This is a genomic window from Streptomyces sp. NPDC005017 (assembly GCF_042873115.1).
GTDB lineage: Bacteria > Actinomycetota > Actinomycetes > Streptomycetales > Streptomycetaceae > Streptomyces.
The window spans coordinates 1-22,154 of record NZ_JBIALD010000013.1 but is presented as its reverse complement, the minus strand read 5'-3'; the positions used below and the strand labels follow the sequence as shown (position 1 = coordinate 22,154).

Sequence of the window (22,154 nt, the reverse complement as noted above, 5' to 3'; positions counted from 1 at the left end):
TATGCCGGAGGTATTCTGGCCGATCCTCCTTGCCCGGTTCCCCTATGTCCGAATCGCGCACGTTTCCCGGGCGGGGGCGGGCCTGCGGTCCTCTCCGGGGGTTTGTGTTTTTCCAGCAAAAGCGGTTTGCTTTCCGACGTAGTGCAGTACTGCATATAAGAGGGGGCGGCGAAACGGCGGAGCCGCGGACCCTCGGCCCTCACGTTATCGATGAAAGGAAATCCGGTGGCACAGAAGGTTCAGGTCCTTCTTGTCGACGACCTCGACGGTGGCGAGGCCGACGAGACCGTGACGTTCGCGCTGGACGGCAAGACGTACGAGATCGATCTCACGACCGGCAATGCGGACAAGCTGCGCAGCCTTCTCGACCCTTACGTCAAGGGCGGCCGGCGCACCGGGGGCCGTGCTTCGGGCGGGCGCGGAAAGACGCGCGCCGTGGCCGGCGGCGGCAGCCAGGACACCGCGGCGATCCGCGCCTGGGCCAAGGAGAACGGCTACGAGGTCAACGACCGCGGCCGCGTTCCCGCGTCCATCCGTGAGGCGTACGAGAAGGCCAACGGCTGAGGTACTACGGCATGACCGGTGGCTGCGCGCCCTCGCGCCGCAGCCGGATCCGGTGGCACTGCGTGGCCACCGTGTCCACGACCCGCGCGAGATCGGGGGCGTCCGGTGCGCCCCCAAGAGCCGACAGCGTCGGCAGCGAGGCCTCCACCTCGCATCCCGGCACGGGGGGCCGCAGCCAAGCGGCCCCCTGCAGTGAGCCGGACCGGACCGGTGGCCCCGTCGCGGGCGCCGGCGTCCGATGACCGGCCGCGGCCGGACCTCCCGCTCCCCGGCCGCTCGTGAGCGGCTCGTCCGCCGACCCCGGCGTGCTCGGCTCCCGCCCCGGCGGCCATGGGGCCAGAATCGTTCCGCCCGCGCCGACCGGCACCAGGTCCGTCGCCAGCGCCCCCCATTCCAGCCAGGTCAGCACGGCCGGCAGCTCCTCCGCGCTGCCCGCGGCCGTCAGCAGCCACATCCGATCCCCGCACACGGCCACCGGGGAGCCCGCCCGCAGATGCCGCAGGGCCGCGAGGCCCGCCGCCGCGGGGACGTCCAGCACGTCGAAGCGCGGACCGACCGAAAGTCGTACCGGATCACCGGGCACTGTCGCCCATCCCAGTTCGTTCTCGTACCAGCGCCGGACCCGGGCATGCGCCCCGGCTGCCCGGCGACCCCGGCGGGGAAGAGGGACCGTCGGGGAGACGGACGACTGGGCCGGGGAGGCCGGAGGGACCGGGGTCACGGGCGGGTGGGCGCCAACCATGACAAGTGCAACCGGGGAAACGGCGCCGAAGTTACGCTGGGTGTCGCCACGGGTGCCCGGAGTTCCGAAAGGGGGTCGGGTGGGCGTACGGGGAGGCGCAAGGTTGTTCGCCCGTAGCGGAGGGACCGGGGGCGCACGGTATGGAGTGTCAGTCCCACGGGGTAAGACATCCCTAGTGGGAGGGGGCGACGCGCGGGAAAGGCCGTCTCACGTTCGCCATCGGCGTAGTGGCGACTGGGGTAACTGCCTGGCCTGCGGGAACATCGTCTCGCACCATCGGGTTGGAGCAGATGTCGGCGTTCGGGGTCAGGAGGCCATCGAGGGTGTCGGCAGTTGGAATGAGCGGTCCCCGCTTGCGGGACTAAGCTGCGGAAGGACAGGGAGGGGAAGTTCCCCCCACTGCCTGACCGCTCTGAGGAGCGATTAACGATGTTCGAGAGGTTCACCGACCGCGCGCGGCGGGTTGTCGTCCTGGCTCAGGAAGAAGCCCGGATGCTCAACCACAACTACATCGGCACCGAGCACATCCTCCTGGGCCTGATCCACGAGGGTGAGGGTGTCGCCGCCAAGGCCCTTGAGAGCCTCGGGATTTCGCTCGAGGCGGTCCGCCAGCAGGTGGAGGAGATCATCGGGCAGGGCCAGCAGGCCCCGTCCGGGCACATCCCCTTCACCCCCCGTGCCAAGAAGGTCCTGGAGCTGTCGCTCCGCGAGGCCCTTCAGCTGGGCCACAACTACATCGGCACGGAGCACATCCTGCTCGGCCTGATCCGTGAGGGCGAGGGCGTCGCCGCCCAGGTCCTGGTCAAGCTGGGCGCCGATCTCAACCGGGTGCGGCAGCAGGTCATCCAGCTGCTCTCCGGCTACCAGGGCAAGGAGACCGCCACCGCCGGCGGGCCTGCCGAGGGCACCCCCTCGACGTCCCTGGTCCTCGACCAGTTCGGCCGGAACCTCACCCAGGCCGCTCGTGAGTCCAAGCTCGACCCGGTCATCGGGCGCGAGAAGGAGATCGAGCGGGTCATGCAGGTGCTGTCCCGCCGTACCAAGAACAACCCGGTCCTGATCGGTGAGCCCGGCGTCGGCAAGACCGCCGTCGTCGAGGGCCTCGCCCAGGCCATCGTCAAGGGCGAGGTGCCCGAGACCCTCAAGGACAAGCACCTCTACACCCTGGACCTCGGCGCGCTGGTCGCCGGCTCCCGCTACCGCGGTGACTTCGAGGAGCGCCTGAAGAAGGTCCTCAAGGAGATCCGCACCCGCGGCGACATCATCCTGTTCATCGACGAGCTGCACACGCTGGTCGGTGCGGGTGCCGCCGAGGGCGCCATCGACGCCGCCTCGATCCTGAAGCCGATGCTGGCCCGCGGTGAGCTCCAGACCATCGGTGCCACCACGCTGGACGAGTACCGCAAGCACCTGGAGAAGGACGCGGCCCTCGAGCGCCGCTTCCAGCCCATCCAGGTCGCCGAGCCGTCCCTGCCGCACACGATCGAGATCCTCAAGGGTCTGCGTGACCGGTACGAGGCCCACCACCGCGTCTCCATCACCGACGAGGCCCTCGTCCAGGCAGCCACCCTGGCCGACCGGTACATCTCCGACCGCTTCCTGCCGGACAAGGCGATCGACCTGATCGACGAGGCCGGTTCCCGGATGCGCATCCGCCGGATGACCGCGCCGCCGGACCTCCGCGAGTTCGACGAGAAGATCGCCGGTGTCCGCCGGGACAAGGAGTCCGCGATCGACTCGCAGGACTTCGAGAAGGCCGCCTCCCTGCGCGACAAGGAGAAGCAGCTCCTGGCCGCCAAGGCCAAGCGGGAGAAGGAGTGGAAGGCCGGCGACATGGACGTCGTCGCCGAGGTCGACGGCGAGCTGATCGCCGAGGTCCTCGCCACGGCCACCGGCATCCCGGTCTTCAAGCTGACCGAGGAGGAGTCCAGCCGCCTGCTCCGCATGGAGGAGGAGCTGCACAAGCGGGTCATCGGCCAGACGGACGCCGTCAAGGCGCTGTCGAAGGCGATCCGCCGTACGCGCGCCGGTCTGAAGGACCCGAAGCGTCCGGGTGGCTCGTTCATCTTCGCCGGTCCGTCCGGTGTCGGTAAGACCGAGCTGTCCAAGGCGCTCGCCGAGTTCCTCTTCGGCGACGAGGACGCGCTGATCTCCCTCGACATGTCGGAGTTCAGCGAGAAGCACACGGTCTCGCGTCTCTTCGGTTCGCCCCCCGGCTACGTGGGCTACGAAGAGGGCGGCCAGCTGACCGAGAAGGTCCGCCGCAAGCCGTTCTCCGTCGTCCTCTTCGACGAGGTCGAGAAGGCCCACCCGGACATCTTCAACTCGCTGCTGCAGATCCTGGAGGACGGTCGTCTGACCGACTCCCAGGGCCGGGTCGTGGACTTCAAGAACACGGTCATCATCATGACGACCAACCTCGGCACCCGGGACATCTCCAAGGGCTTCAACCTGGGCTTCGCGGCCTCGGGCGACAAGAAGACCAACTACGAGCGCATGAAGAACAAGGTCTCGGACGAGCTCAAGCAGCACTTCCGGCCCGAGTTCCTCAACCGCGTCGACGACGTGGTCGTCTTCCCGCAGCTGACGCAGGACGACATCCTCGCGATCGTCGACCTGATGATCGGCAAGGTGGACGAGCGCCTGAAGGACCGGGACATGGGCATCGAGCTCTCCCAGTCCGCCAAGGAGCTGCTGTCCAGGAAGGGCTACGACCCGGTGCTGGGCGCGCGTCCGCTGCGCCGCACGATCCAGCGCGAGGTCGAGGACACGCTGTCGGAGAAGATCCTCTTCGGCGAGCTGCGTCCCGGCCACATCGTGGTCGTCGACACGGAGGGCGAGGGCGAGAACCAGACCTTCACCTTCCGGGGCGAGGAGAAGTCCGCGCTCCCCGACGTCCCGCCGATCGAGCAGGCCGCGGGTGGGGCGGGTCCCAACCTGAGCAAGGACGCGTAGCCCTCCGGGGTGAGCGTGGTCGAAGGGGCCGGTGCCGTCAGGCGCCGGCCCCTTCGGCGTGTCCGGGGTCAGAAGGGGTGGTGATGGATCTGCGCCGACGGGAAGACCGCGGTCAGGTCGGGGATCTGGCTCGCGTCGGCAAGGGGACGCAGGACGACCTTGCGCACGCTCGGGAGAGGCGGAGCCGAGCGCCTGATGCGAGCCAGGTCACCGGGGTCGCTGCGGAGCGTGAGGGCCTCGAGCGCTGGAAGGGCGGCGATCTCCGCCCAGTCCGCGGCGGAGTGCCTTCCTTCGTCGAGGTCCAGCTGCTTCAGCGTGGGCCATGCTCGCAGCCCTCGCAGCGGGTGAGGCCGCCGAAGGCCCCCGCCCGCGAGGAAGAGGTATTCCAGCGGTGCCTCTGCGGGCAGCAGGTCGGCGACCGGCTTGTCCGCGGGAAGCTGGAGCAGCGCGAGGTGCGTCAGCGAGCTCAATGCGCCGAGGCCGGAGAGATCCACTGCGCCGTCCAGCGTCAGGACGGTCAACGGCAGCCCCGCCAAGGCGGCGAGGTTCGAGGCGCCGGTGCAGTTCTGGAGCCGGAGGCTGGACAGCGAGGGGAAAGCCGTCAGCGCCGAGAGATCGGTGAGGCCGTCGATGTCGTTCAGGCTCAGGTATTCGAGCGGGGCGGGGTCCATGACGTCCAGGACCTCCACACCGAGTCCATGGAAGCTCAGCCGCGACCACGGACGCATCTGCCGTACCGTCGCCGTCTCCGCCCGCGTCTGGCACGTGAGGATCAATTGGTGCCGGTCGAGGTGATCCAGCACCTCCATGGCGTACTGCTCGACGTCGAAGCGAGGCCATGTGCCCACCAACTGCCGCCGCACATCCAGGTCCGGATGGTCCCGGAATCGCCGCAGCACCGCCAAGGCCGCGTCAGGTTCCTCCGCGGCCAGGAGCGAGGCGGTGATCGTCATCCCGAGTGCCTCCTCGCCGGACAGCCCCTCCGGCCCCGGTAGCAGCTCCAGAACCAGGGCACCGGCCTCGGCGAGGGCCCTGGCATGGTTCTTCGTCCCCGGCGGGATCAGAGCCCTCGCCCGGGCCTCCACGTTCCCGCGCACCCCCGGGTCGAGGGCCGGTGCGTGTTCCAGGCATGCCAGGGCGAGGAGGGTCAGCCGAGGGGTGTTCCGCGACAGGAGCTGTCGTAGGAGGGAGGCGCGTTCGCGGGGGCGGGCGTGGGCCACGGCCATGCGGATCACGTCCTCCCACTGCGTGTCGTCGGCGTGGCTCAGCAGGACGTCGAGGTGGCCCTCCTCCACCGCGTACCGCGCGCCCAGGTAGTCCTGGAAGGTGCGGTGGACGAAGTCCAGGACGCCGTCGGCGGGCTGTCGCAGGAGACCGCTGCGGAGCAGGAGCTGGGCGAGGACCGACCGGGCGTCCGAGGCCAGGGCGATCGAGGGGAGGCAGCGCTCGACGATGCCCTCCGCCGTCTCCGCGTCCATCTCCGTGCGGCCGCTCAGCACCAGCGCGTACGCCAGACGTTGCAGCAGCTCGAGCTGGGCCTCCTCGCCCAGGCCGACCCGGTCCACCGAGCCCATGCCGCGCTCCTTGTCGCGGCGGGTCAGCAGCATCCCGAGCGCGGCGTCGTACAGCTCCTTGCGGCCGGTCGGGAGGTAGCCCCGGCGTTCGCGGTGCAGGGCGCAGATCAGGCCGCACATCAGCGGGTTCGTGGCGAGGCGGGCCAGGTCGCGCTTGGTCCGCAGGGAGTCCAGCAGCGGGGTCTCGTACTCCGGGGCGCGGGCGGCCCGGTGCCAGCGGTGGACGAACTTCGCCACCTCCCCGCGCCGCATGGGCGCGAGGAGCAGCTCGCGGAAGCCCTCAGAGGCCAGCCAGTCGGGGCGTACGGCCGTGGGGCGGGAGGTCAGCAGCCAGCGGTTGCCCGGGAACGCCCTGATCAGGTCCAGGAGCCAGTCACGGGCGCGATGGCGGTCGGGGGCGGGGATCTCGTCCAGGCCGTCGACCAGGACGAGCGCACGGCCGACGGACAGTACGCGGTCCGCCCAGCCCTCGGGCGGGGAGAGCGGGCAGCCGACGGCCGTGAGGAAGTCGGCGGGCGCGGGCAGCGCGGCGCGGCGGATCAGGGTCCGCAGCGGCAGCACGTACGGGATCTCGCCGGTGTCCCGCGCCGCCGTCACCGCCAGCCACTGGACCAGCGTCGTCTTGCCGGAGCCGGCGTCGCCGCGCAGCAGGACGCGGTCGTGGTCGCGCAGGGCCTGTTCGGCGGGGATGTGGGCCGGGGCGGCGGGCTCGGGTTCCTCGAAGGGGACGTCCTGGCCCGGGCCGGTCGCCTCGAGGCTGAGGTACGCCACCTCCAGCGGCCAGCGGTCGGGGGAGTCGCGCAGGTCGAGGCCGTAGATGGTGAGGTGGTCGTGGCGGTCGGCGACGTAGGGCAGATAGCGGCGTTCGAAGGCCGTGTCGGAGGCCGCCGGGCGGGGGGTGCGGGCGAGCAGGGCGTCGACCTTTGCGATCAGGTCCGCCTGGCCGCGGGTCTGCTCCACCAGGGTGCGTGCCACAAAGGTGGACCGGCGGGTGAAGAACTCCAGGATGTGCAGGCACGCCCACTCGGTCGCCGAGTCGAGGAAGTGCTCCGCGTCCGCCGACAGCCCGTCGGCGGGGGCCGCGGCCCGCAGCCTCGCGGCCAGTTCGCGCCGGCCGAGGCGCACGGCCTGCACGTCGTCCATGTCCAGGTCGCCGAGCGCGATCAGTCGGCGGCCGAGGGCCTCGGTGACGGCGTGCCGCTCGTCGGCGGGGAAGGGCGGTTCGCCGGGGGAGTCCACGGCCTGGGCGACGAGCTGGGCGGCGAGCCCGCGGACGTCCCGCTCCTGAAGGGCCCGCTTCTCGCCGCGGAAGGAGACCAGTGCGGACAGCCTGACCGGTTTGTCGACCAGGCCCGCGCCGGGGCCGTCGGAGCGGAACAGCTTCTTCAGGAGCGGAGCGATCACCGATGAGGCGAGTCTGCCGCCCAGTACCGCCGGATCCATCCGGCCTCACCCCCGTGATCGCGTCAACAGGGGTGAGGCTACCCGCAGTTGCGGGGCCGGGATCAGGAGAGCTGGCCGTTGTAGTCCGGCAGCTTGTAGGTCTTCTCGGCGTGGCCGCCGGAGAGGTCTGTGGCGCTGTTGCCGATGTTCGCGATGATCGTGTAGCCCCTGTTCTCGATCGAGACGCGCTGGGCGGTCTTGTAGTCGGCGACGTTCTTGAACAGGTCCAGGAAGCCGCGGACGTGCAGACCGCTGACCTCGTAGCCGCGGTACTCCAGGTTCCATTCGGTCGGCCCGTAGATGATGCCGGGGCGGGCCGTGACGAAGAACAGGTCGACGCCGTGCTCCTGGGCGTACCGCGCGACCTCCAGGACCGGGCTGTTGGCCGGCTGCGGGTAGCTGAAGCCGAAGTCGGTCTCCAGGGCCGTGTTGTCGATGTCGAGCACGATCGCCTGCTTCTCGCCCGGCCTGGGCTGGGCGATGCGCTGCTTGATCTCGGGCAGCGCCTGGTTCATCACCGCCCGGCAGTCCTTCTGCCAGGTGGCGTAGTCGACGTCCGCGGCGGCGGTCGCGGCGGCGGCCGTCGTGATCGTGCCGGTGGCGGCCGGTGCGGCCTGGGCCGGTGCGGCCAGGCCCACCAGGGCGGTCGCGGTCACGGCGGTCGCGGCAGCGCGACGCGTCCAGAGGCGTCGTCCGGTCATGTGTGGGGGTCCTCTCACGCGTGTACGGCGTCCCGTACACAACCAACGTGTCGTGAGCATGCTCGACGGATCAGGTGGCGTCGAGGGGACCGGCAGGTTACTGGACGGTAGTAAAAGGCGTAGCCCCCGTCACATCGCAGGTCAGCGGCGCGTAGCGCCCGTCACAGAGCGGCGGAGACCCCGGTGACATGCCGCACAGGCGATTTGTCCGTTACTAGGAGGAATAGTGGTGATCTTGAGGTAGGTGTCCCGTGTCGGACGTCGGGGCTTCATGCCGTTGATCGCGGCTTCTTGGGTGATTCGTCCCAATTCGGGGTTCTGTCAACGATTCGGGGCTTTGGGTGATCGTTACTAGCTTTCGTCGTAGATCACACGTTTGGGGCCTGATGGGCGATCCGGGTACCAAGGGATAGCCATCCGGACGCAGTTGTGCACCGGGTGGTCACTCATGTCCCCCACCCCACGAGGTTCCTCATGTCCCAGCGCGTCACGTCCCGTTTCTTCCGCACGTCCCTTCGCACCCGTGCCGCTGTCCTGGCCGCCGGCCTGGGAGCGTCGGCCGTGCTGGGGGCCGGGGTCGCGGCCGCCGTGGACAACTCCGCGGCCGGTGTGGCCGCGACCGCCGTCCAGGCCCAGGCCGCCGCCCAGGCGCAGGCCGTGGAGAAGGCCGCGGCCGTGCAGGCCAAGGCCGCCGCCGCGAAGAAGGCGGCCGCGGTGAAGGCCGCCGCCGCCAAGCAGGCCGCTGCCAAGAAGGCGGCGGTGCAGAAGGCCGCCGCGAAGAAGGCCGCCGCGAAGAAGGCTCTGGCCTGGGTCTCGCCGGTGAAGCACTACGCCAAGTCCGCGAGCTTCGCGCAGGCCGGCGGCATGTGGCAGTCCACCCACAGCGGCCAGGACTTCGCCGTCCCGAGCGGCACCGTGGTCGTCGCCACGCACGGCGGCACCGTGGTCAAGGCCGGCGGCAACGGCGCCGGTGACGGTCCCGCGTACGGCAACGCCGTCGTGATCAAGCACGCCAACGGCACCTACTCGCAGTACGCGCACCTGTCCCGTGTCGACGTGAAGATCGGCCAGGTCGTGGGTACCGGCCAGCACATCGCCCTGTCCGGCAACACCGGCAACTCCAGCGGTCCGCACCTGCACTTCGAGATCCGCACGACCGCCAACTACGGCACGGCCATCGACCCCGTCGCCTTCCTGCGCGGCCAGGGTCTGAAGGTCTGAGACCTCTGACCGACTGCTCTCAGGGCCCGTCTGGCGGATCTCCGGCAGAAGGGCCCCAGGCGCCCGAGTGCGCCTGGGACATCAGGTCCATGGCGACCTCGAGGACGGCTTCGCGCTTCTCCTCGGGGTCGCCTTCGAGGTCCTGGAGGAAGAACATCCCGGCGTGCAGTGTGAAGATCGCGCTGACCGAACGGATCTGGTCGATCAGCGGGGCCCCGGGGTCGACGATGATGTCGCGCATCCGGCGCATCCGCTCCTTGAAGCTGTCGCCGATCCGCAGGTCACGCACGGTCGCCTGGTTCTCCTGCATGAAACGGAACAGCGGTGCCGCGCCCGCGAGGGTGTCGCTGTAGCGCCGGATGATCTCGTGCTTGGTCTCCAGGGTGTGCGGCTGACGGCTGCCCCACTCGATGAGGTCCTCCATCGGCTGCGTGAGGTCCTCGAAGATGCTGACGAGGATCTCTTCCTTCGTCTTGAAGTGGTAGTACAGCGCGGCCTTGGTGACCTCCAGGCGCTCGGCGATCTCGCGCAGGGAGGTCTTCTCGTATCCCTGCTCGGCGAAGAGTTCGAGGGCCACGTCCTGGATGCGCTGGCGGGTGTTGCCGCGGCGCTGCTGCTTGGTGCCGTCCATCGTGACGCCCATCCTCGTACTCCTCGCGCTGCCGCGGAAATCGGCTCGACTGAACTTACTTGACGCCCGGCTAGTTAGAGGGCTAGCTTCCTCCAGTGTAGGCAACTAGCCGGTCGGCAAGTAAGTACCCGGGCTGGGGGAGACGATGGCGGACACCGCGACACCGAAGAAGAACAAGCCCGACGAGGACGGCTCCGCGCCCCCGGCGAACCCGGAGAGCCCCGGACAGCCGCAGAACGTACGGGTCGTCATCCTCGCGCTGATGATCGCGATGATGCTCGCGATGCTGGACAACATGATCGTCGGCACCGCGATGCCCACGATCGTCGGCGAACTGGGCGGCCTCGAACACCTCTCCTGGGTCGTGACCTCGTACACCCTCGCCACCGCCGCCTCGACCCCGATCTGGGGCAAGCTCGGCGACATGTACGGACGCAAGGGCTCGTTCCTGGCGTCCATCGTGATCTTCCTGGCGGGTTCCGCGCTCAGCGGTATGGCCCAGGACATGGGCCAGCTCATCGGCTTCCGCGCCGTCCAGGGCCTGGGCGCCGGCGGTCTGATGGTCGGCGTGATGGCGATCATCGGCGACCTGGTGCCCCCGCGCGAGCGCGGCAAGTACCAGGGCCTGATCGCCGGTGTCATGGCACTGGCGATGATCGGCGGCCCCCTCGTCGGCGGCACCATCACCGACCACTGGGGCTGGCGCTGGGCCTTCTACATCAACCTCCCCCTCGGCGTGGTCGCGCTGGCCGCCGTGGGTGCCGTGCTGCATCTGCCGAGGAAGGCCGCCAAGGCCCGCATCGACTACGTCGGCGCCGCGCTGCTCACCGTCGGCATCACCTCCATCGTCCTGGTCACCACTTGGGGCGGGACGGAGTACGCCTGGACCTCCGCGCGGATCATGGAGCTGACCGCCATCGGCGTGGCCTCGCTCGTCGGCTTCCTGTTCTGGGAGAAGAGGGCCGCGGAGCCGATCGTGCCGCTGCACATCTTCCGCAGCCACAACTTCAGCCTGATGTCCGTCATCGGCTTCCTCACCGGCTTCGTGATGTTCGGCGCGGTGCTCTTCCTGCCGCTCTACCAGCAGTCGGTGCAGGGCGCCTCCGCGACCAACTCAGGTCTGCTGCTCCTGCCGATGCTCGGCGCGATGCTCGTCGTGTCGATGGTCGCGGGCCGGGTCACCACCAGCACCGGCCGCTACAAGGTCTTCCCCGTCGCGGGCAGCGCCCTGATGGTCACCGGCCTGTACCTGCTGTCGCTGATGGACACCGGCACCTCGCGGCTGACCTCCGGGCTCTACATGGCCGTGCTCGGCGCGGGCATGGGCTTCCTGATGCAGATCACCATGCTGGTCGCCCAGAACAGCGTGGAGCTGAAGGACATGGGCGTCGCCTCGTCCACCACCACCCTGTTCCGCACCCTCGGCTCGTCCTTCGGTGTGGCGATCATGGGCGCGCTCTTCAACCACCGCGTCCAGGACGTCATGGCCGAGCGGGCGGGCGCGCTGGGCTCCCGGATGACCGAGCAGTCCGCGCAGCTCGACGCGGCGAGCCTGGCCAAGCTGCCGGCCGCGGCCCGCGAGGCCTACCAGCACGCCGTCTCCTCCGGCACCCACGGTGCCTTCCTGCTCGGCGCGGCCGTGGCGGTGATCGCGGTGATCGCCTCGGTGTTCGTCAAGGAGGTGCCGCTGAAGGGAGCGGGGCCCCAGAAGACCGAGGGCACCGGGCCGAACGCCCCCGCCGAAGCCGTCTGAAAGCCGCCTGAAAGCCGTCCGGCCAGCGCGTGACCGCAGGCCCCCGGGTGCCCGCCCCGGGGGCCTGCGGCGTTCCCGGCAGGGCTCCGCCGGCCAGGCCCCGCCGCGGGCCGGGAGCGTTGTCAGACCCCCGTGCCACCATCGGTCCACGGAGGAACAGGGCCGTGCGACGACGGAGGGGAGGCCCGCGTGGACAGGCTGCGGCAGCTGCGGCTCGCCAAGGACGCCATGGACCGGGACTGGGCCGATCCCGACCTCGACCTGGACGCGGTCGCGGCACACGCCGGCTACTCCCGCTACCACTTCGTCCGCGCCTTCAAAGGGGCGTACGGCGAGACCCCCGGCCAGTATCTGACCCACCGCCGGATAGAGCGGGCGCAGGACCTTCTGCGCACCGCCAACCTGACCGTCACCGAGATCTGCCACCTGGTCGGCTTCAGCAGCCTCGGCACGTTCTCGACCCGGTTCAAGCTGTGGACCGGGCTGACCCCCAGCGAGTACCGGGCGACACACGTCGGCCGCGGGGCCGCGCTCATACCCGGGTGCTACGCCATGCTCTGGGCGGGCGGCTTCGGCGGCGGACCGGGTGGCGGAACCGGTGGCCGACAGGGCGGCGACGGCCGCGGGCGGTGAAGGCCGCGCCGGTGAAGCAGGGGAGCGCGGTCCCGGGGAGGCTGTGGAGTCCGATTCCGGAGGAGCGAGGGGGAGCGCAATTCCGGAGAAGCGGGCCGGGGGCCGTGCTGCCTACGGTGGCGGCACAAGCCAGTTCAGCAGCACCTCACAGGAGCAAGCCGTGATCAAGGGACTCAAGATCTCGACCGTCTGGGTACTGGACCAGGACCGTGCCAAGGAGTTCTACACCGAGAAGCTGGGGCTGGAGGTCCGTACGGACATGACGATGGGCGAGGGCGGGATGCGCTGGCTCACCGTCGGCTCCCCGGCACAGCCCGACGTCGAGCTCACCCTGATGGTGCCCGGCCCGCCCGCCATGGACCCCGAGTCCGCCGAGATGGTGAAGACGCTGGTGACCAAGGGAGTGCTCGGCGCCGGAGTGCTCACCACCGACGACATCCACGGCGACTGCAAGAAGCTGAAGGACCGTGGCGTGGAGTTCCTCCAGGACCCCCAGGAGCGCCCGTACGGCACGGAGGCCCTGTTCCGCGACGACTCGGGGAACTGGTTCTCCTTCACCCAGCCCCACGAGGGCGAGCTCGACCTGGACAAGGACTGGGCCTGCTGAGCCGGTGACCCCGGGGCCGCCGGTGCCGCAGTGAGGCCGGGGCTACTTCGGCGCCGGGAGCATCGGGTGACTGCCCGTGTTCGTGGGCGCGTGTTCCGGCAGCCACAGCACCGCGACCGCGCCGTCGGCAGGCACATGCTCCGGCGCGCCCGGCGGCCGTACGTTGCGGAAGGTCAGCCGGGCCCCCAGCACACGGGCCTGGCCGGCCGCGATGGTCAGGCCCAGACCGTGCCCGTGCCCGGCGCGGTCCTTGCTGCCGGTGCGGAAGCGGCTCGGGCCCTCGGCGAGCAGGTCCTCGGGGAAGCCGGGGCCGTGGTCGCGGACCCGGATCACCCGGCCCTCGACCGTGACCTCGATGGGCGGGCGGCCGTGCCGGGCGGCGTTGGCCAGCAGATTGAACAGCACCCGCTCCAGGCGGCGCGGGTCGGTGGTGACCTCCGACTCGTGCACCACCAGCACCTCGGCGTCCGGGTCCTTGGCCGCCACGCGCCGGGCCACGAACTCGCCCAGCATGATGTCCTGGAGTTCCGCCCGCTCCGAGGCCCCGTCCAGCCGGGCCACCTCCAGCACGTCCTCCACCAGCGTGCGCATCGCCTTGGCCCGGTCCAGCACCAGCTCGGTCGGACGGCCGGGCGGCAGCAGTTCGGCCGCGGTCAGCAGGCCCGTGACCGGGGTGCGCAGCTCGTGCGCGATGTCGGCGGTGACCCGGCGCTCGGCCTCCAGACGCTGGCGCAGCGCGTCCGCCATCGCGTCCACCGCCCGCGCCAGATCGTCGGTCTCGTCCCGGACGACCCCGCCTATCTCCTCACGGACCCGGACCTCGGTCTCGCCCTTGGCGACCCGGTTCGCGGCCGAGGCCGCCTGGCGCAGCCGGCTCGACAGCTGCGCGCCGATCAGCACGCCGAGCGCGCTGCCGCCCAGGACGGCCGCGATCGAGCCGATGACCAGCGCCTGGTCCAGGTCGTCGAGGATGTCCGCGCTGCGGTCGGGGAAGCCGCTGTGCAGGGACAGCACCCGCCCGTCCGTCACCGGCACGGCCGCCCAGATCTCCGGCGGCCCGTCGTGGCTGTCGCACACATAGGTCGCCCGCCGCCCGCGCTCCACCTTCTCCCGCAGCTCGGCGGGCAGATCGGGGTCGTCGACGACGATGTCGGGGAAGTTGGGCCGGCCGTTCAGCTCGTAGTTGCGCTGGGCGATCCGCACCCGCTCGTCGGCCAGGCCACGGGCGTTGTCCAGCATCGAGACCCGGGCGGCGTTGTGCACGACCAGACTCAGCGCCACGGCGACCAGCGCGCCGACCAGGGCGATGGCCGCGCTGAGCTTCCAGCGCAGTCCGGTGCGCAGACCGTCGCCGAGACGCCTGCCGAGCCGTCTGCCGATCCGGGTCCGGCGCAGGTTCCCGGCGAACCGCCGACCGAGGCGCGTGCGGAGCAGGGGGCCGGTGAGTCTGCCGAGGCAGGGCGAACGGAGATGCGCCCGCGGGTGCGGGCTGCCGGTGACCGGGTGGCGCGGGTGACCTGGGCTGGAGCCGCTGTCGTGGTGGGGGAAGGGGTGGGGGAGCGGAAACCGGGGGCGCGGATCGTCGACGGTTCGGAAGGCCTGGCCGATGTACGGGTAGTCGGCGGTGCGGCGGGTCAGGTCGGTGTACGCGTCCTCGGCGGTGCGGCGGGCAGCGGCGGCGTACGGATCGTCGTCGTTCCGGCGGATGGGGGCGGTGAAACGGTCGTCGTCGCCGCTCCCGGGGGCGAGCCCCGGCGGACGGCCGCCGTCCGCGTCGGGCTGTCGTCGCCGGCGCCCGAGCCCGGTCCATGTGTGCACGCGTCGGGGCAGCGATCCCCCGGTGTCCCCCCGCACGGCCGCGCCCCGCCCTCGCCCGCTCACGCCTTGAGCTTGTAGCCGAAACCGCGCACGGTCTCGATGCGGTCCTGGCCGATCTTCGTCCGCAGCCGCTGCACATGGACGTCGACGACCCGGGTGTCACCGCCCCAGCCGTAGTCCCACACCCGCTCCAGCAGCTTGTCCCGGGACAGGACGGTCCCCGGCGCGGAGGAGAACTCCAGCAGCAGCCGCATCTCGGTCGGGGTGAGCGCGACCGGCCGCCCGGCCCGGCGCACCTCCATACCCTCGGTGTCGATCTCCAGATCGCCGAAGGTCAGCACCCCGCCGACCGCGGCCCCGGCCTCCTCGGCGCGCGCGCCGCCGCTCGCGTGCCCGAAGCGGCGCAGCACCGCACGGATACGGGCGACCAGCACGGCCCCGTCGAACGGCTTGGTGACGTAGTCGTCGGCGCCCGCCTCCAGGCCGAGCACCACGTCGATGGAGTCGGCCCGCGCGGACAGCATGATCACCGGCACGGTCGACTCGTCGCGGATACGGCGGCACAGGCTCACCCCGTCCAGGCCCGGCACCATCACGTCCAGCAGGGCGATGTCCGGGCGGTGCGCGCGGAACGCCTCGAGGCCGGACAGCCCGTCGGGCATGGCGGTGACCGCGAAGCCGTCCCGCTCCAGGGCGAGCTGGGTGGCCTCGCGGATGACGTCGTCGTCCTCCACGAACAGCACGTGGGTCTGGTCTGCCATCCGGATGCTCCGTCAGTCGCTCTCGGGCGCCGGGGCGGGCTGCTCGCCCCCGGCGGTCGTGCCGTAGTCGTTGTGCCAGTGGTGCCCGGCGACGAAACGGTCCGTCGCCCAGCTGTAGGTGATCACGTCCTCGCCGGACGGGTCGGTCACCGGGTCGCCCTCGTCGTAGACCTGCTTGGTCACCAGCAGGTCGCCGCGGTCGATCTCGGCGTAGACGGGGGGTTCCTCGACCCGGAAGACGTTCTCGTAGCGGCCGCCCTCGCGGCGGTACACGTACGAGCCGACACCGACGGTGTCACCGCAGGTCAGCACGTTGATCACGACGTCGTCGGCCGGGCCGCCGGTCAGCTCGCCGTAGGAAACGTCGACCGGGTACTTGTCGCCGGCGCACGGGCGCAGGCCCTGCTTGACCGCGCCCGACACCAGCGGGTCCTCCTGCACCAGCCGTACGGCGTTCACCCGCGAGGGGGCCGCCGCCGGGACCGAGGGGGAGGCCGCCGCCCCCGCCAGGCCGTCGGCGTGGGCCGGGCCTTCGTCGCGGGCGCCGGTGCCGCCGGTGGAACACGCGGAGACCGCGAGGGCGAGGGCGGCGAGACCGGCCGCCGCCGTGCTCACCGCCCGCCAGGAGTCCCGCCCGCGCGGGGGCACCGTGCGCTCCCCGTACCGTCCGGCTTCGTGCCGTCCGGCTTCCGCGGAACCCCGAGGGGGCTGTGCCGGGTACCGGTCCTGTGTGGATTCCGCGCCGCTCAGGCCGCGCAACGCTCCCGCTCCTCACGCTCCAGCGCGCGTGCGTCGAGATCGCGGGACTCCAGCTCCTCGCGGAGCCGCGCGAGGGCCCGGTGCAGCGTGCTCTTGACGGTTCCGGCCGACATGCCGAGAGCGGCGGCCGTCTCCTCCGTGGACATCTGCTCCCAGTGTCGCAGCACGACCACGCTGCGCTGCTTCGGGGCGAGCACCTTCAGCACGTCCATCAGCAGGGCACGGTCGGCGTGCTGCTCGGCGGAGTCGTCCACGCAGGCCTCGGGCAGCTGCTCGGTCGGGACCTCCTCCAGCTTGCGGGCGCGCCACCACTCGGTCCGGGTGTTGATCATCACCCGGCGCAGATAGGCGTCCGCCAGCCGCTTGTCGGCGATGCCCTCCCAGCGGCCGTACGTACGGGCCAGGGCGGTCTGGAGCAGGTCCTGTGCGTCGACGGGGTCCGGTACCAGCCGACGGGCACTGCGCAACAGCGCGTCCTGCCGGGTACGGACGTACTCCTCGAACTCGAGCACCTCGCCCTGCGCCATGATCAACCGCCTCCCGCTTCCCCGTGTCTGGTCTGCCCAAGAAGCTACGGAGGGGTTGTCACGGGGCTGTCCGAAGCAGCCTGCGGACAGCGCGCGGCTGTCCGTCGGTTGTGTAACAGAAGTAGGAACGGGGTAAGGCGGGTCGCCGAGTTGCCGTGCTTTGGGGGAATTCGGGGCGCGGGTCGGGTGCGGTCGTTCGTTACGGCCGCTTGTCACGGGACCGGCTTCTCGGCGGCCCCGTTTCCTACGGGTCCGTTGCGGAGGCCCGGCGGGCCGGCCGGGTTCAGCTCGACGGCAGGCGGTACAGGCCGCCCGGCAGCGGTTCGACCAGGCCGTCGGAGACCAGCCCGTCCAGGGCGCGGGCGCGCTGCACCGGCTCGTGCCAGACGGCGTCGAGCGCGGCCTGCTCGACCGGCGTGCGCGCATCGCGCAGTACGGCGAGCAGCTTGCCGCGGACCTGGCGGTCGGTGCCCGCGTACGTCTGCCCCCGGCGTGGCGGGCCGTCGTGCTCCGGCTTGCCCGCGAGGCGCCAGGCGCACTGCGCCGCGATCGGGCAGCGGTGGCACGTCTCGTTCTTCGCCGTGCACACCAGCGCGCCCAGCTCCATCGAGGCCGCCGCCCAGCGCGCGGCCGTCGCCTCCTCCTCCGGGAGCAGCGCGCGGGCCAGCCTGCGTTCGGCGGCGGTGGTGGCGTTCGGCGGATACCGCACGCCCGTCACCGCGCGCGCGAACACCCGCCGTACGTTGGTGTCCAGCACCGCGTGCCGGCGCCCGTACGCGAACGACGCCACCGCGGCGGCCGTGTACTCGCCGATGCCGGGCAGCGCGAGCAACTGCGCGTGGTCGGACGGTACGTCACCGCCGTGCCGCTCCGTTATGGCGGCCGCGGCGCCGTGCAGCCGCAGCGCGCGGCGCGGATAACCGAGTCGGCCCCAGGCGCGTACCGCCTCGCCGGGGGCCTCGCGGGCGAGGTCCGCCGGGCGCGGCCAGCGGGCCAGCCACTGCTCGTACACCGGCAGGACGCGGTTGACCGGCGTCTGCTGGAGCATGAACTCGCTGACCATCACGCCCCACGCCCCGGCCTCGGGGCGCCGCCAGGGCAGGTCACGGGCGTTCTCGTCGAACCAGTCGATGACCGGTGCGTGCAGATCCGCTCCCCGGGAGGAGGCGGCTGCCGCTGTCTCGGCCGTCTCCGTGGGCGGGGGCGTGCTGTGCGGGGGCTTCGTGGGCGCAGTCATGGCACTTCCGATCCTGCCATGCGGCGGCGGGGGGTCGGGGGGAGCGCCACCCGGGGTGTGTGGCGGGGTGGACCGTGCCGTCCGGCGGCCTTGGCCATAGGTGCAAGGCGCGCGACTGCGAACGCTCGTCGGGGAGTCCGGGATGATGATCCGGAAAAGTTGATGCGATCAACGGCGGGTGGGGCAGGCTGGGGCGCCGATCTCTCGTACAGTTTGCGCCGTGGGATCTCTGCGCAATCCGGTCGGGCCGCTTCCCTCCTCCATCTACTGGCGACGGAGGGTCGTTCTGGTGTCCATGGTCGCCTTGTTGGCGCTGCTGGCCACCTGGGTCGTCGTCTCGGGCGGCGGCGGCAGGAAGGACGCGCAGGGCACCAACGGCAAGAATCCCGCGCCCTCCACCATCACTCCCGGTCCTTCCGGTTCCGGTCCGGCGATCAGTCAGGCCCCGGGCGGGCGCGACGAGTCGGGCGACGGGGGGTCCGACGGGTCAGGCTCCGGATCGGGGGCCGGCTCCGGCGGGGACACGGGGTCCGGCACCGGCGACGACTCCGACGGCGCCAACGGTTCCGGGGCGGGCGGTTCCGACGGGGGCGACGGGTCCGGCGCCGGCGGCTCGGGATCGGCGGGCGGTGCCGTCGACAGCGGCGGTGGTTCCGTCAGCACCCTGCCCGCGAGCTCCTCGCTGCCCAACTGCACTTCCAATGCTGTGACGTTGACCCTGCGCAGCCTGCACAACTCCTACTCGCCGGACCAGACGCCCTCGTTCCAGATCACCGCGAAGAACTCCTCCGGCGGCGACTGCAAGGTCGATCTCGGGCCCAGGGGCGCGGTGTTGACCATCACGCGGACCAACGAGGACGAGCCGTACTGGTCTTCGGCCGACTGTCCGGAGGGCGCCGCCGGCCGGCTGTACCGGGTGCCCGCGGGCAGCAGCATCACCTACACCGTGGAGTGGGACCGCAAGCCGAGCGCCGCCGAGTGCGGTACGCCTCCGGCGGGGGTGGCCGGGGCGGGGACGTACCTCGTCGAGGCGCGGTCCGCGGGGTTCGCCAAGGCGCAGACGTCGTTCCTGCTGAAGGCCGACTAGTTTCGGGGCCACCGGTTTCGGGGTGACCCGTTCCGGGGCGGCGGGTTTCGGGGTGGGGCGGCTTCGGGCGGCCGGTTCCGGGGTGACGCGTTCGGAGCGGTCTGATCCGGGGTGAGGGGTTCGGGGTCGGGTGTCTTCGGGGCGATCCGTTTCGGGGCTGTCGGCTCCGGGGCGACCCGTTGCGGGGTGACCCGTTTCGGTACGACCGGTTTCGAGGTGACGGGTTTCGGGGTGACGGGTTCTGCTATCCGTTTCGGGGCCGGCCGGCCCGTCTCAGACGTAGCGTTCCAGGATCGACGACTCCGCGAGGCGGGACAGGCCCTCGCGCACGCTGCGGGCGCGCGCCTCGCCCACGCCGTCCACCGTCTGGAGGTCGTCCACGCTCGCGGCGAGCAGCTTCTGGAGGCCGCCGAAGTGCTCCACCAGGCGGTCGATGATCGCGCCGGGCAGCCTCGGGACCTTCGCCAGCAGACGGAAACCGCGCGGCGAGACCGCCGAGTCGAGCGTCTCGGGCGAGCCCGTGTAGCCCAACGCCCTTGCGACCGTGGACAGTTCGAGCAGTTCCGCGTGGCTCAGGGCGTCGAGCTCCGCCAGTGCCTCGTCCACCGTGCGGGAGCGCTTGGCCGTCGGCTCGGGCACGTAGTCCCGTACGACCAGCTCGCGCTCCGGCTCCACGCCCGCGATCAGCTCGTCGAGCTGGAGGGCCAGGAGCCTTCCGTCCGTGCCCAGTTCGACGACGTACTCGGCGATCTCGGTGGCGATACGGCGGACCATCTCCAGGCGCTGCGCCACGGCCGAGACGTCCCGGACCGTGACCAGGTCCTCGATCTCCAGCGCCGACAGCGTCCCCGCGACCTCGTCCAGGCGCAGCTTGTAGCGCTCCAGGGTCGCCAGGGCCTGGTTGGCCCGGGACAGGATCGCCGCCGAGTCCTCCAGGACCCGGCGCTGGCCGTCCACGTACAGCGCGATCAGGCGCATCGACTGCGAGACCGACACGACCGGGAAGCCGACCTGCTTCGAGACCCGGTCCGCCGTACGGTGCCGGGTGCCGGTCTCCTCCGTCGGGATCGTGGGGTCCGGCACGAGCTGCACGCCCGCCCGCAGGATCTTCGACAGGTCCGACGACACCACGATGCCGCCGTCCAGCTTGCACAGCTCGCGCAGCCTGGTCGCGCTGAACTCCACGTCCAGCACGAAGCCGCCCGTGCACATGGTCTCGACGGTCTTGTCCGAGCCGAGCACGATCAGGCCGCCGGTGTTGCCGCGGAGCACGCGCTCCAGGCCGTCGCGCAGCGCCGTACCCGGCGCCACGGCGCTCAGGGAAGCGCGCATCAGGCCATCGGAACCGGCACTCCCACCGGACTTTCCGGGAGCTGCCGCCCGGTCGTTGGCTGCCACTGCACTCCTCCGGTCGCGGGTTCTGGGGCGCTCCCGTACGCGCACGCGGTTCGTACGGACGGGCGAGACCAGGGCAAAGTCTACCGGCGCTCCTCCGCCTCCCGGGGGGCCTCTCGGCGACGCGAGCGCGGCAGAACCCTGAGAGCGTCCCCTATGTCCGCGACTTCCAGCACCTTCATACCCGGCGGGATCTTGCCCGGGTCGGCCGGTACCAGGGCGTGCGTGAACCCCAGACGGTGTGCCTCGGCGAGTCTGCGCTGCACGCCCGTGACCCGTCTGACCTCGCCGGCGAGACCGACCTCACCGATCGCCACGAGATTCTTCGGCAGGGGGGTGTCGCTGGCCGCGGAGGCCAGGGCGAGGGCCACCGCCAGGTCCGCGGCGGGCTCGGTGAGTTTCACTCCGCCGACCGTCGCGGAGTAGATGTCCCTTTTGCCCAGTGCGCTGATCCTGCCCCGCTGTTCCAGCACCGCCAGCATCATCGACACCCGGGACGTCTCCAGGCCGGAGGTGGTGCGGCGGGGGGACGGGATCTGGGAGTCGACCGTGAGCGCCTGGACCTCCGCGACCAGGGGGCGTTTGCCCTCCAGGGTGACGGTCAGGCAGGTGCCCGGCACGGGTTCCGCGCGGCGGGTCAGGAACAGGCCGCTGGGGTCGGCGAGGCCCGTGATGCCCTCGTCGTGCAGCTCGAAGCAGCCGACCTCGTCCGTGGCGCCGTAGCGGTTCTTGACGCCGCGCACCAGGCGGAGGCGGGCGTGGCGGTCGCCCTCGAAGTGCAGGACGACGTCCACGAGGTGCTCCAGCAGGCGCGGGCCCGCGATCGCGCCGTCCTTTGTGACGTGGCCCACCAGGAGGGTGGACATGCCACGCTCCTTGGAGGCGCGGATGAGCGCGCCGGCGACCTCGCGGACCTGGGCCATGCCGCCGGGGGCGCCCTCGATCTCGGGGGAGGCGACGGTCTGCACCGAGTCGAGGATGAGCAGCGACGGCTTCACGGCGTCCAAGTGGCCGAGTACGGCGGCGAGGTCGGTCTCCGCGGCGAGGTAGAGGTCGTCGGCGAGCGCGCCGATGCGGTCCGCTCTGAGGCGGACCTGGCTCGCGGACTCCTCGCCGGTGACGTAGAGGGTGCGGTGCTCGTCGCTCGCGGCCTTCGCGGCCACGTCGAGGAGGAGTGTGGACTTGCCCACGCCCGGTTCGCCTGCGAGCAGGACGACCGCGCCGGGGACCAGGCCGCCGCCGAGTACGCGGTCGAGTTCGGGGACGCCGGTGGTGCGGGCGGTGGCCTGGCGGCCGTCCACCTGGGCGATGGGGAGGGCGGAGGTGGTGACGCGGCCGGGGGCGGTCGTGCGGACCGCGGGCGTGCCGTACTCCTCGATCGTGCCCCAGGCCTGGCACTCCGGGCAGCGGCCTAGCCACTTCGCGGTCTGCCAGCCGCATTCGGTGCAGCGGTAGGAGGGTCGGTCCTTGGCGGTCTTCGTACGGGCGGCCATGGGGAAACGGTAGCGGTCGGCACTGACAGGGGGTGCCTGCGGCGGCCTGCTCGTGTCCGGTGGGGGTGGGCGTAGCGTCTTGCGTGGGTGGGTGGTGCGGGGCGTGTGCCTGCGGCGGCCTGCTCGTGTCCGGTGGGGGTGGGCGTAGCGTCTTGCGTGGGTGGGTGGTGCGGGGCCGGGGGGGGGGGGGGGGGGGGCGCGGGCGGCCCCCCCCCCCCGCGGGGGGGGGGGGGGGGGTGGCGGCCGGGGCCCG

The 22,154-nt window shown here is 71.5% G+C and carries 18 protein-coding genes; 7 read left to right on the top strand and 11 right to left on the bottom strand.

The annotated features are described in order from the left end of the window. Positions 1-225 precede the first annotated feature (225 nt). Positions 226-564 (top strand): Lsr2 family protein, encoded by a 339-nt coding sequence (locus ACFYR0_RS20795; protein WP_389329864.1) that lies wholly within the window; start codon positions 226-228, stop codon positions 562-564. Between the two features lie 4 nt (positions 565-568). Here ACFYR0_RS20795 and ACFYR0_RS20790 read toward each other — a convergent pair whose 3' ends face one another. Next, a complete protein-coding gene (locus ACFYR0_RS20790) occupies positions 569-1,306 on the bottom strand; it encodes an SCO3374 family protein (protein ID WP_389329861.1) in 738 nt (245 codons plus the stop codon). Positions 1,307-1,735: 429 nt separating this feature from the next. On the opposite strand from ACFYR0_RS20790, the gene ACFYR0_RS20785 reads away from it, so the two are divergent. Further along, entirely contained in the window at positions 1,736-4,261 is a 2,526-nt protein-coding gene (locus ACFYR0_RS20785; RefSeq protein WP_389329858.1) for an ATP-dependent Clp protease ATP-binding subunit, read from the top strand. Between the two features lie 68 nt (positions 4,262-4,329). Here ACFYR0_RS20785 and ACFYR0_RS20780 read toward each other — a convergent pair whose 3' ends face one another. Beyond that, positions 4,330-7,278 (bottom strand): NACHT domain-containing protein, encoded by a 2,949-nt coding sequence (locus ACFYR0_RS20780; protein ID WP_389329855.1) that lies wholly within the window; start codon positions 7,276-7,278, stop codon positions 4,330-4,332. Positions 7,279-7,340: 62 nt separating this feature from the next. Next, on the bottom strand, positions 7,341-7,979 hold the full coding sequence (locus ACFYR0_RS20775; RefSeq protein ID WP_389329852.1) for an HAD family acid phosphatase: 639 nt from the start codon (positions 7,977-7,979) through the stop codon (positions 7,341-7,343). Between the two features lie 474 nt (positions 7,980-8,453). Between ACFYR0_RS20775 and ACFYR0_RS20770 the strand changes: the two genes are divergently transcribed. Further along, positions 8,454-9,200, top strand: a complete 747-nt coding sequence (locus ACFYR0_RS20770) for a M23 family metallopeptidase (RefSeq protein ID WP_389329849.1) — start codon at positions 8,454-8,456, stop codon at positions 9,198-9,200. Positions 9,201-9,219: 19 nt separating this feature from the next. Here the strand turns inward: ACFYR0_RS20770 and ACFYR0_RS20765 are convergent, their stop codons facing one another. Further along, positions 9,220-9,843, bottom strand: a complete 624-nt coding sequence (locus ACFYR0_RS20765; protein WP_389329846.1) for a TetR/AcrR family transcriptional regulator — start codon at positions 9,841-9,843, stop codon at positions 9,220-9,222. Positions 9,844-9,976: 133 nt separating this feature from the next. Between ACFYR0_RS20765 and ACFYR0_RS20760 the strand changes: the two genes are divergently transcribed. From ACFYR0_RS20760 to ACFYR0_RS20750, 3 genes are all read left to right on the top strand, one after another. Then, positions 9,977-11,584 carry an MDR family MFS transporter gene (locus tag ACFYR0_RS20760; RefSeq protein WP_389329843.1) on the top strand — a complete coding sequence of 536 codons (1,608 nt, stop codon included), beginning with the start codon at positions 9,977-9,979 and terminating at the stop codon, positions 11,582-11,584. A gap of 228 nt (positions 11,585-11,812) precedes the next feature. Further along, on the top strand, positions 11,813-12,217 hold the full coding sequence (locus tag ACFYR0_RS20755) for a helix-turn-helix transcriptional regulator (protein ID WP_389330353.1): 405 nt from the start codon (positions 11,813-11,815) through the stop codon (positions 12,215-12,217). Between the two features lie 160 nt (positions 12,218-12,377). Continuing rightward, positions 12,378-12,824, top strand: a complete 447-nt coding sequence (locus ACFYR0_RS20750; protein ID WP_389329840.1) for a VOC family protein — start codon at positions 12,378-12,380, stop codon at positions 12,822-12,824. A 42-nt stretch (positions 12,825-12,866) separates the two neighbouring features. On the opposite strand, the gene cseC is transcribed toward ACFYR0_RS20750, so the two are convergent. The 5 genes from cseC to ACFYR0_RS20725 all read right to left on the bottom strand — a co-directional run bounded on the left by cseC (position 12,867) and on the right by ACFYR0_RS20725 (position 17,926). Further along, positions 12,867-14,204: a two-component system sensor histidine kinase CseC gene (gene cseC, locus ACFYR0_RS20745; protein ID WP_389330350.1), complete on the bottom strand. Its 1,338-nt coding sequence runs from the start codon at positions 14,202-14,204 to the stop codon at positions 12,867-12,869. Between the two features lie 497 nt (positions 14,205-14,701). Continuing rightward, positions 14,702-15,403, bottom strand: a complete 702-nt coding sequence (gene cseB / locus ACFYR0_RS20740) for a two-component system response regulator CseB (protein ID WP_389329837.1) — start codon at positions 15,401-15,403, stop codon at positions 14,702-14,704. A gap of 12 nt (positions 15,404-15,415) precedes the next feature. Then, positions 15,416-16,051 carry a hypothetical protein gene (locus ACFYR0_RS20735; protein WP_389329834.1) on the bottom strand — a complete coding sequence of 212 codons (636 nt, stop codon included), beginning with the start codon at positions 16,049-16,051 and terminating at the stop codon, positions 15,416-15,418. A 98-nt stretch (positions 16,052-16,149) separates the two neighbouring features. Next, the gene (locus ACFYR0_RS20730) at positions 16,150-16,689 is read right to left on the bottom strand and encodes a SigE family RNA polymerase sigma factor (RefSeq protein WP_389329831.1); all 540 of its coding nucleotides are present in this window, start codon (positions 16,687-16,689) and stop codon (positions 16,150-16,152) included. Between the two features lie 283 nt (positions 16,690-16,972). Next, positions 16,973-17,926, bottom strand: coding sequence for an A/G-specific adenine glycosylase (locus ACFYR0_RS20725; protein WP_389329828.1), 954 nt, complete (start codon positions 17,924-17,926; stop codon positions 16,973-16,975). Positions 17,927-18,146: 220 nt separating this feature from the next. Between ACFYR0_RS20725 and ACFYR0_RS20720 the strand changes: the two genes are divergently transcribed. Continuing rightward, complete coding sequence (locus ACFYR0_RS20720) at positions 18,147-19,013, top strand: hypothetical protein (RefSeq protein WP_389329825.1); 867 nt, start codon at positions 18,147-18,149, stop codon at positions 19,011-19,013. A gap of 273 nt (positions 19,014-19,286) precedes the next feature. Here the strand turns inward: ACFYR0_RS20720 and disA are convergent, their stop codons facing one another. Next, positions 19,287-20,411, bottom strand: a complete 1,125-nt coding sequence (gene disA / locus ACFYR0_RS20715; protein ID WP_386386252.1) for a DNA integrity scanning diadenylate cyclase DisA — start codon at positions 20,409-20,411, stop codon at positions 19,287-19,289. Positions 20,412-20,491: 80 nt separating this feature from the next. After that, positions 20,492-21,901, bottom strand: coding sequence for a DNA repair protein RadA (radA, locus tag ACFYR0_RS20710; RefSeq protein WP_389329822.1), 1,410 nt, complete (start codon positions 21,899-21,901; stop codon positions 20,492-20,494). Positions 21,902-22,154: the final 253 nt, after the last annotated feature.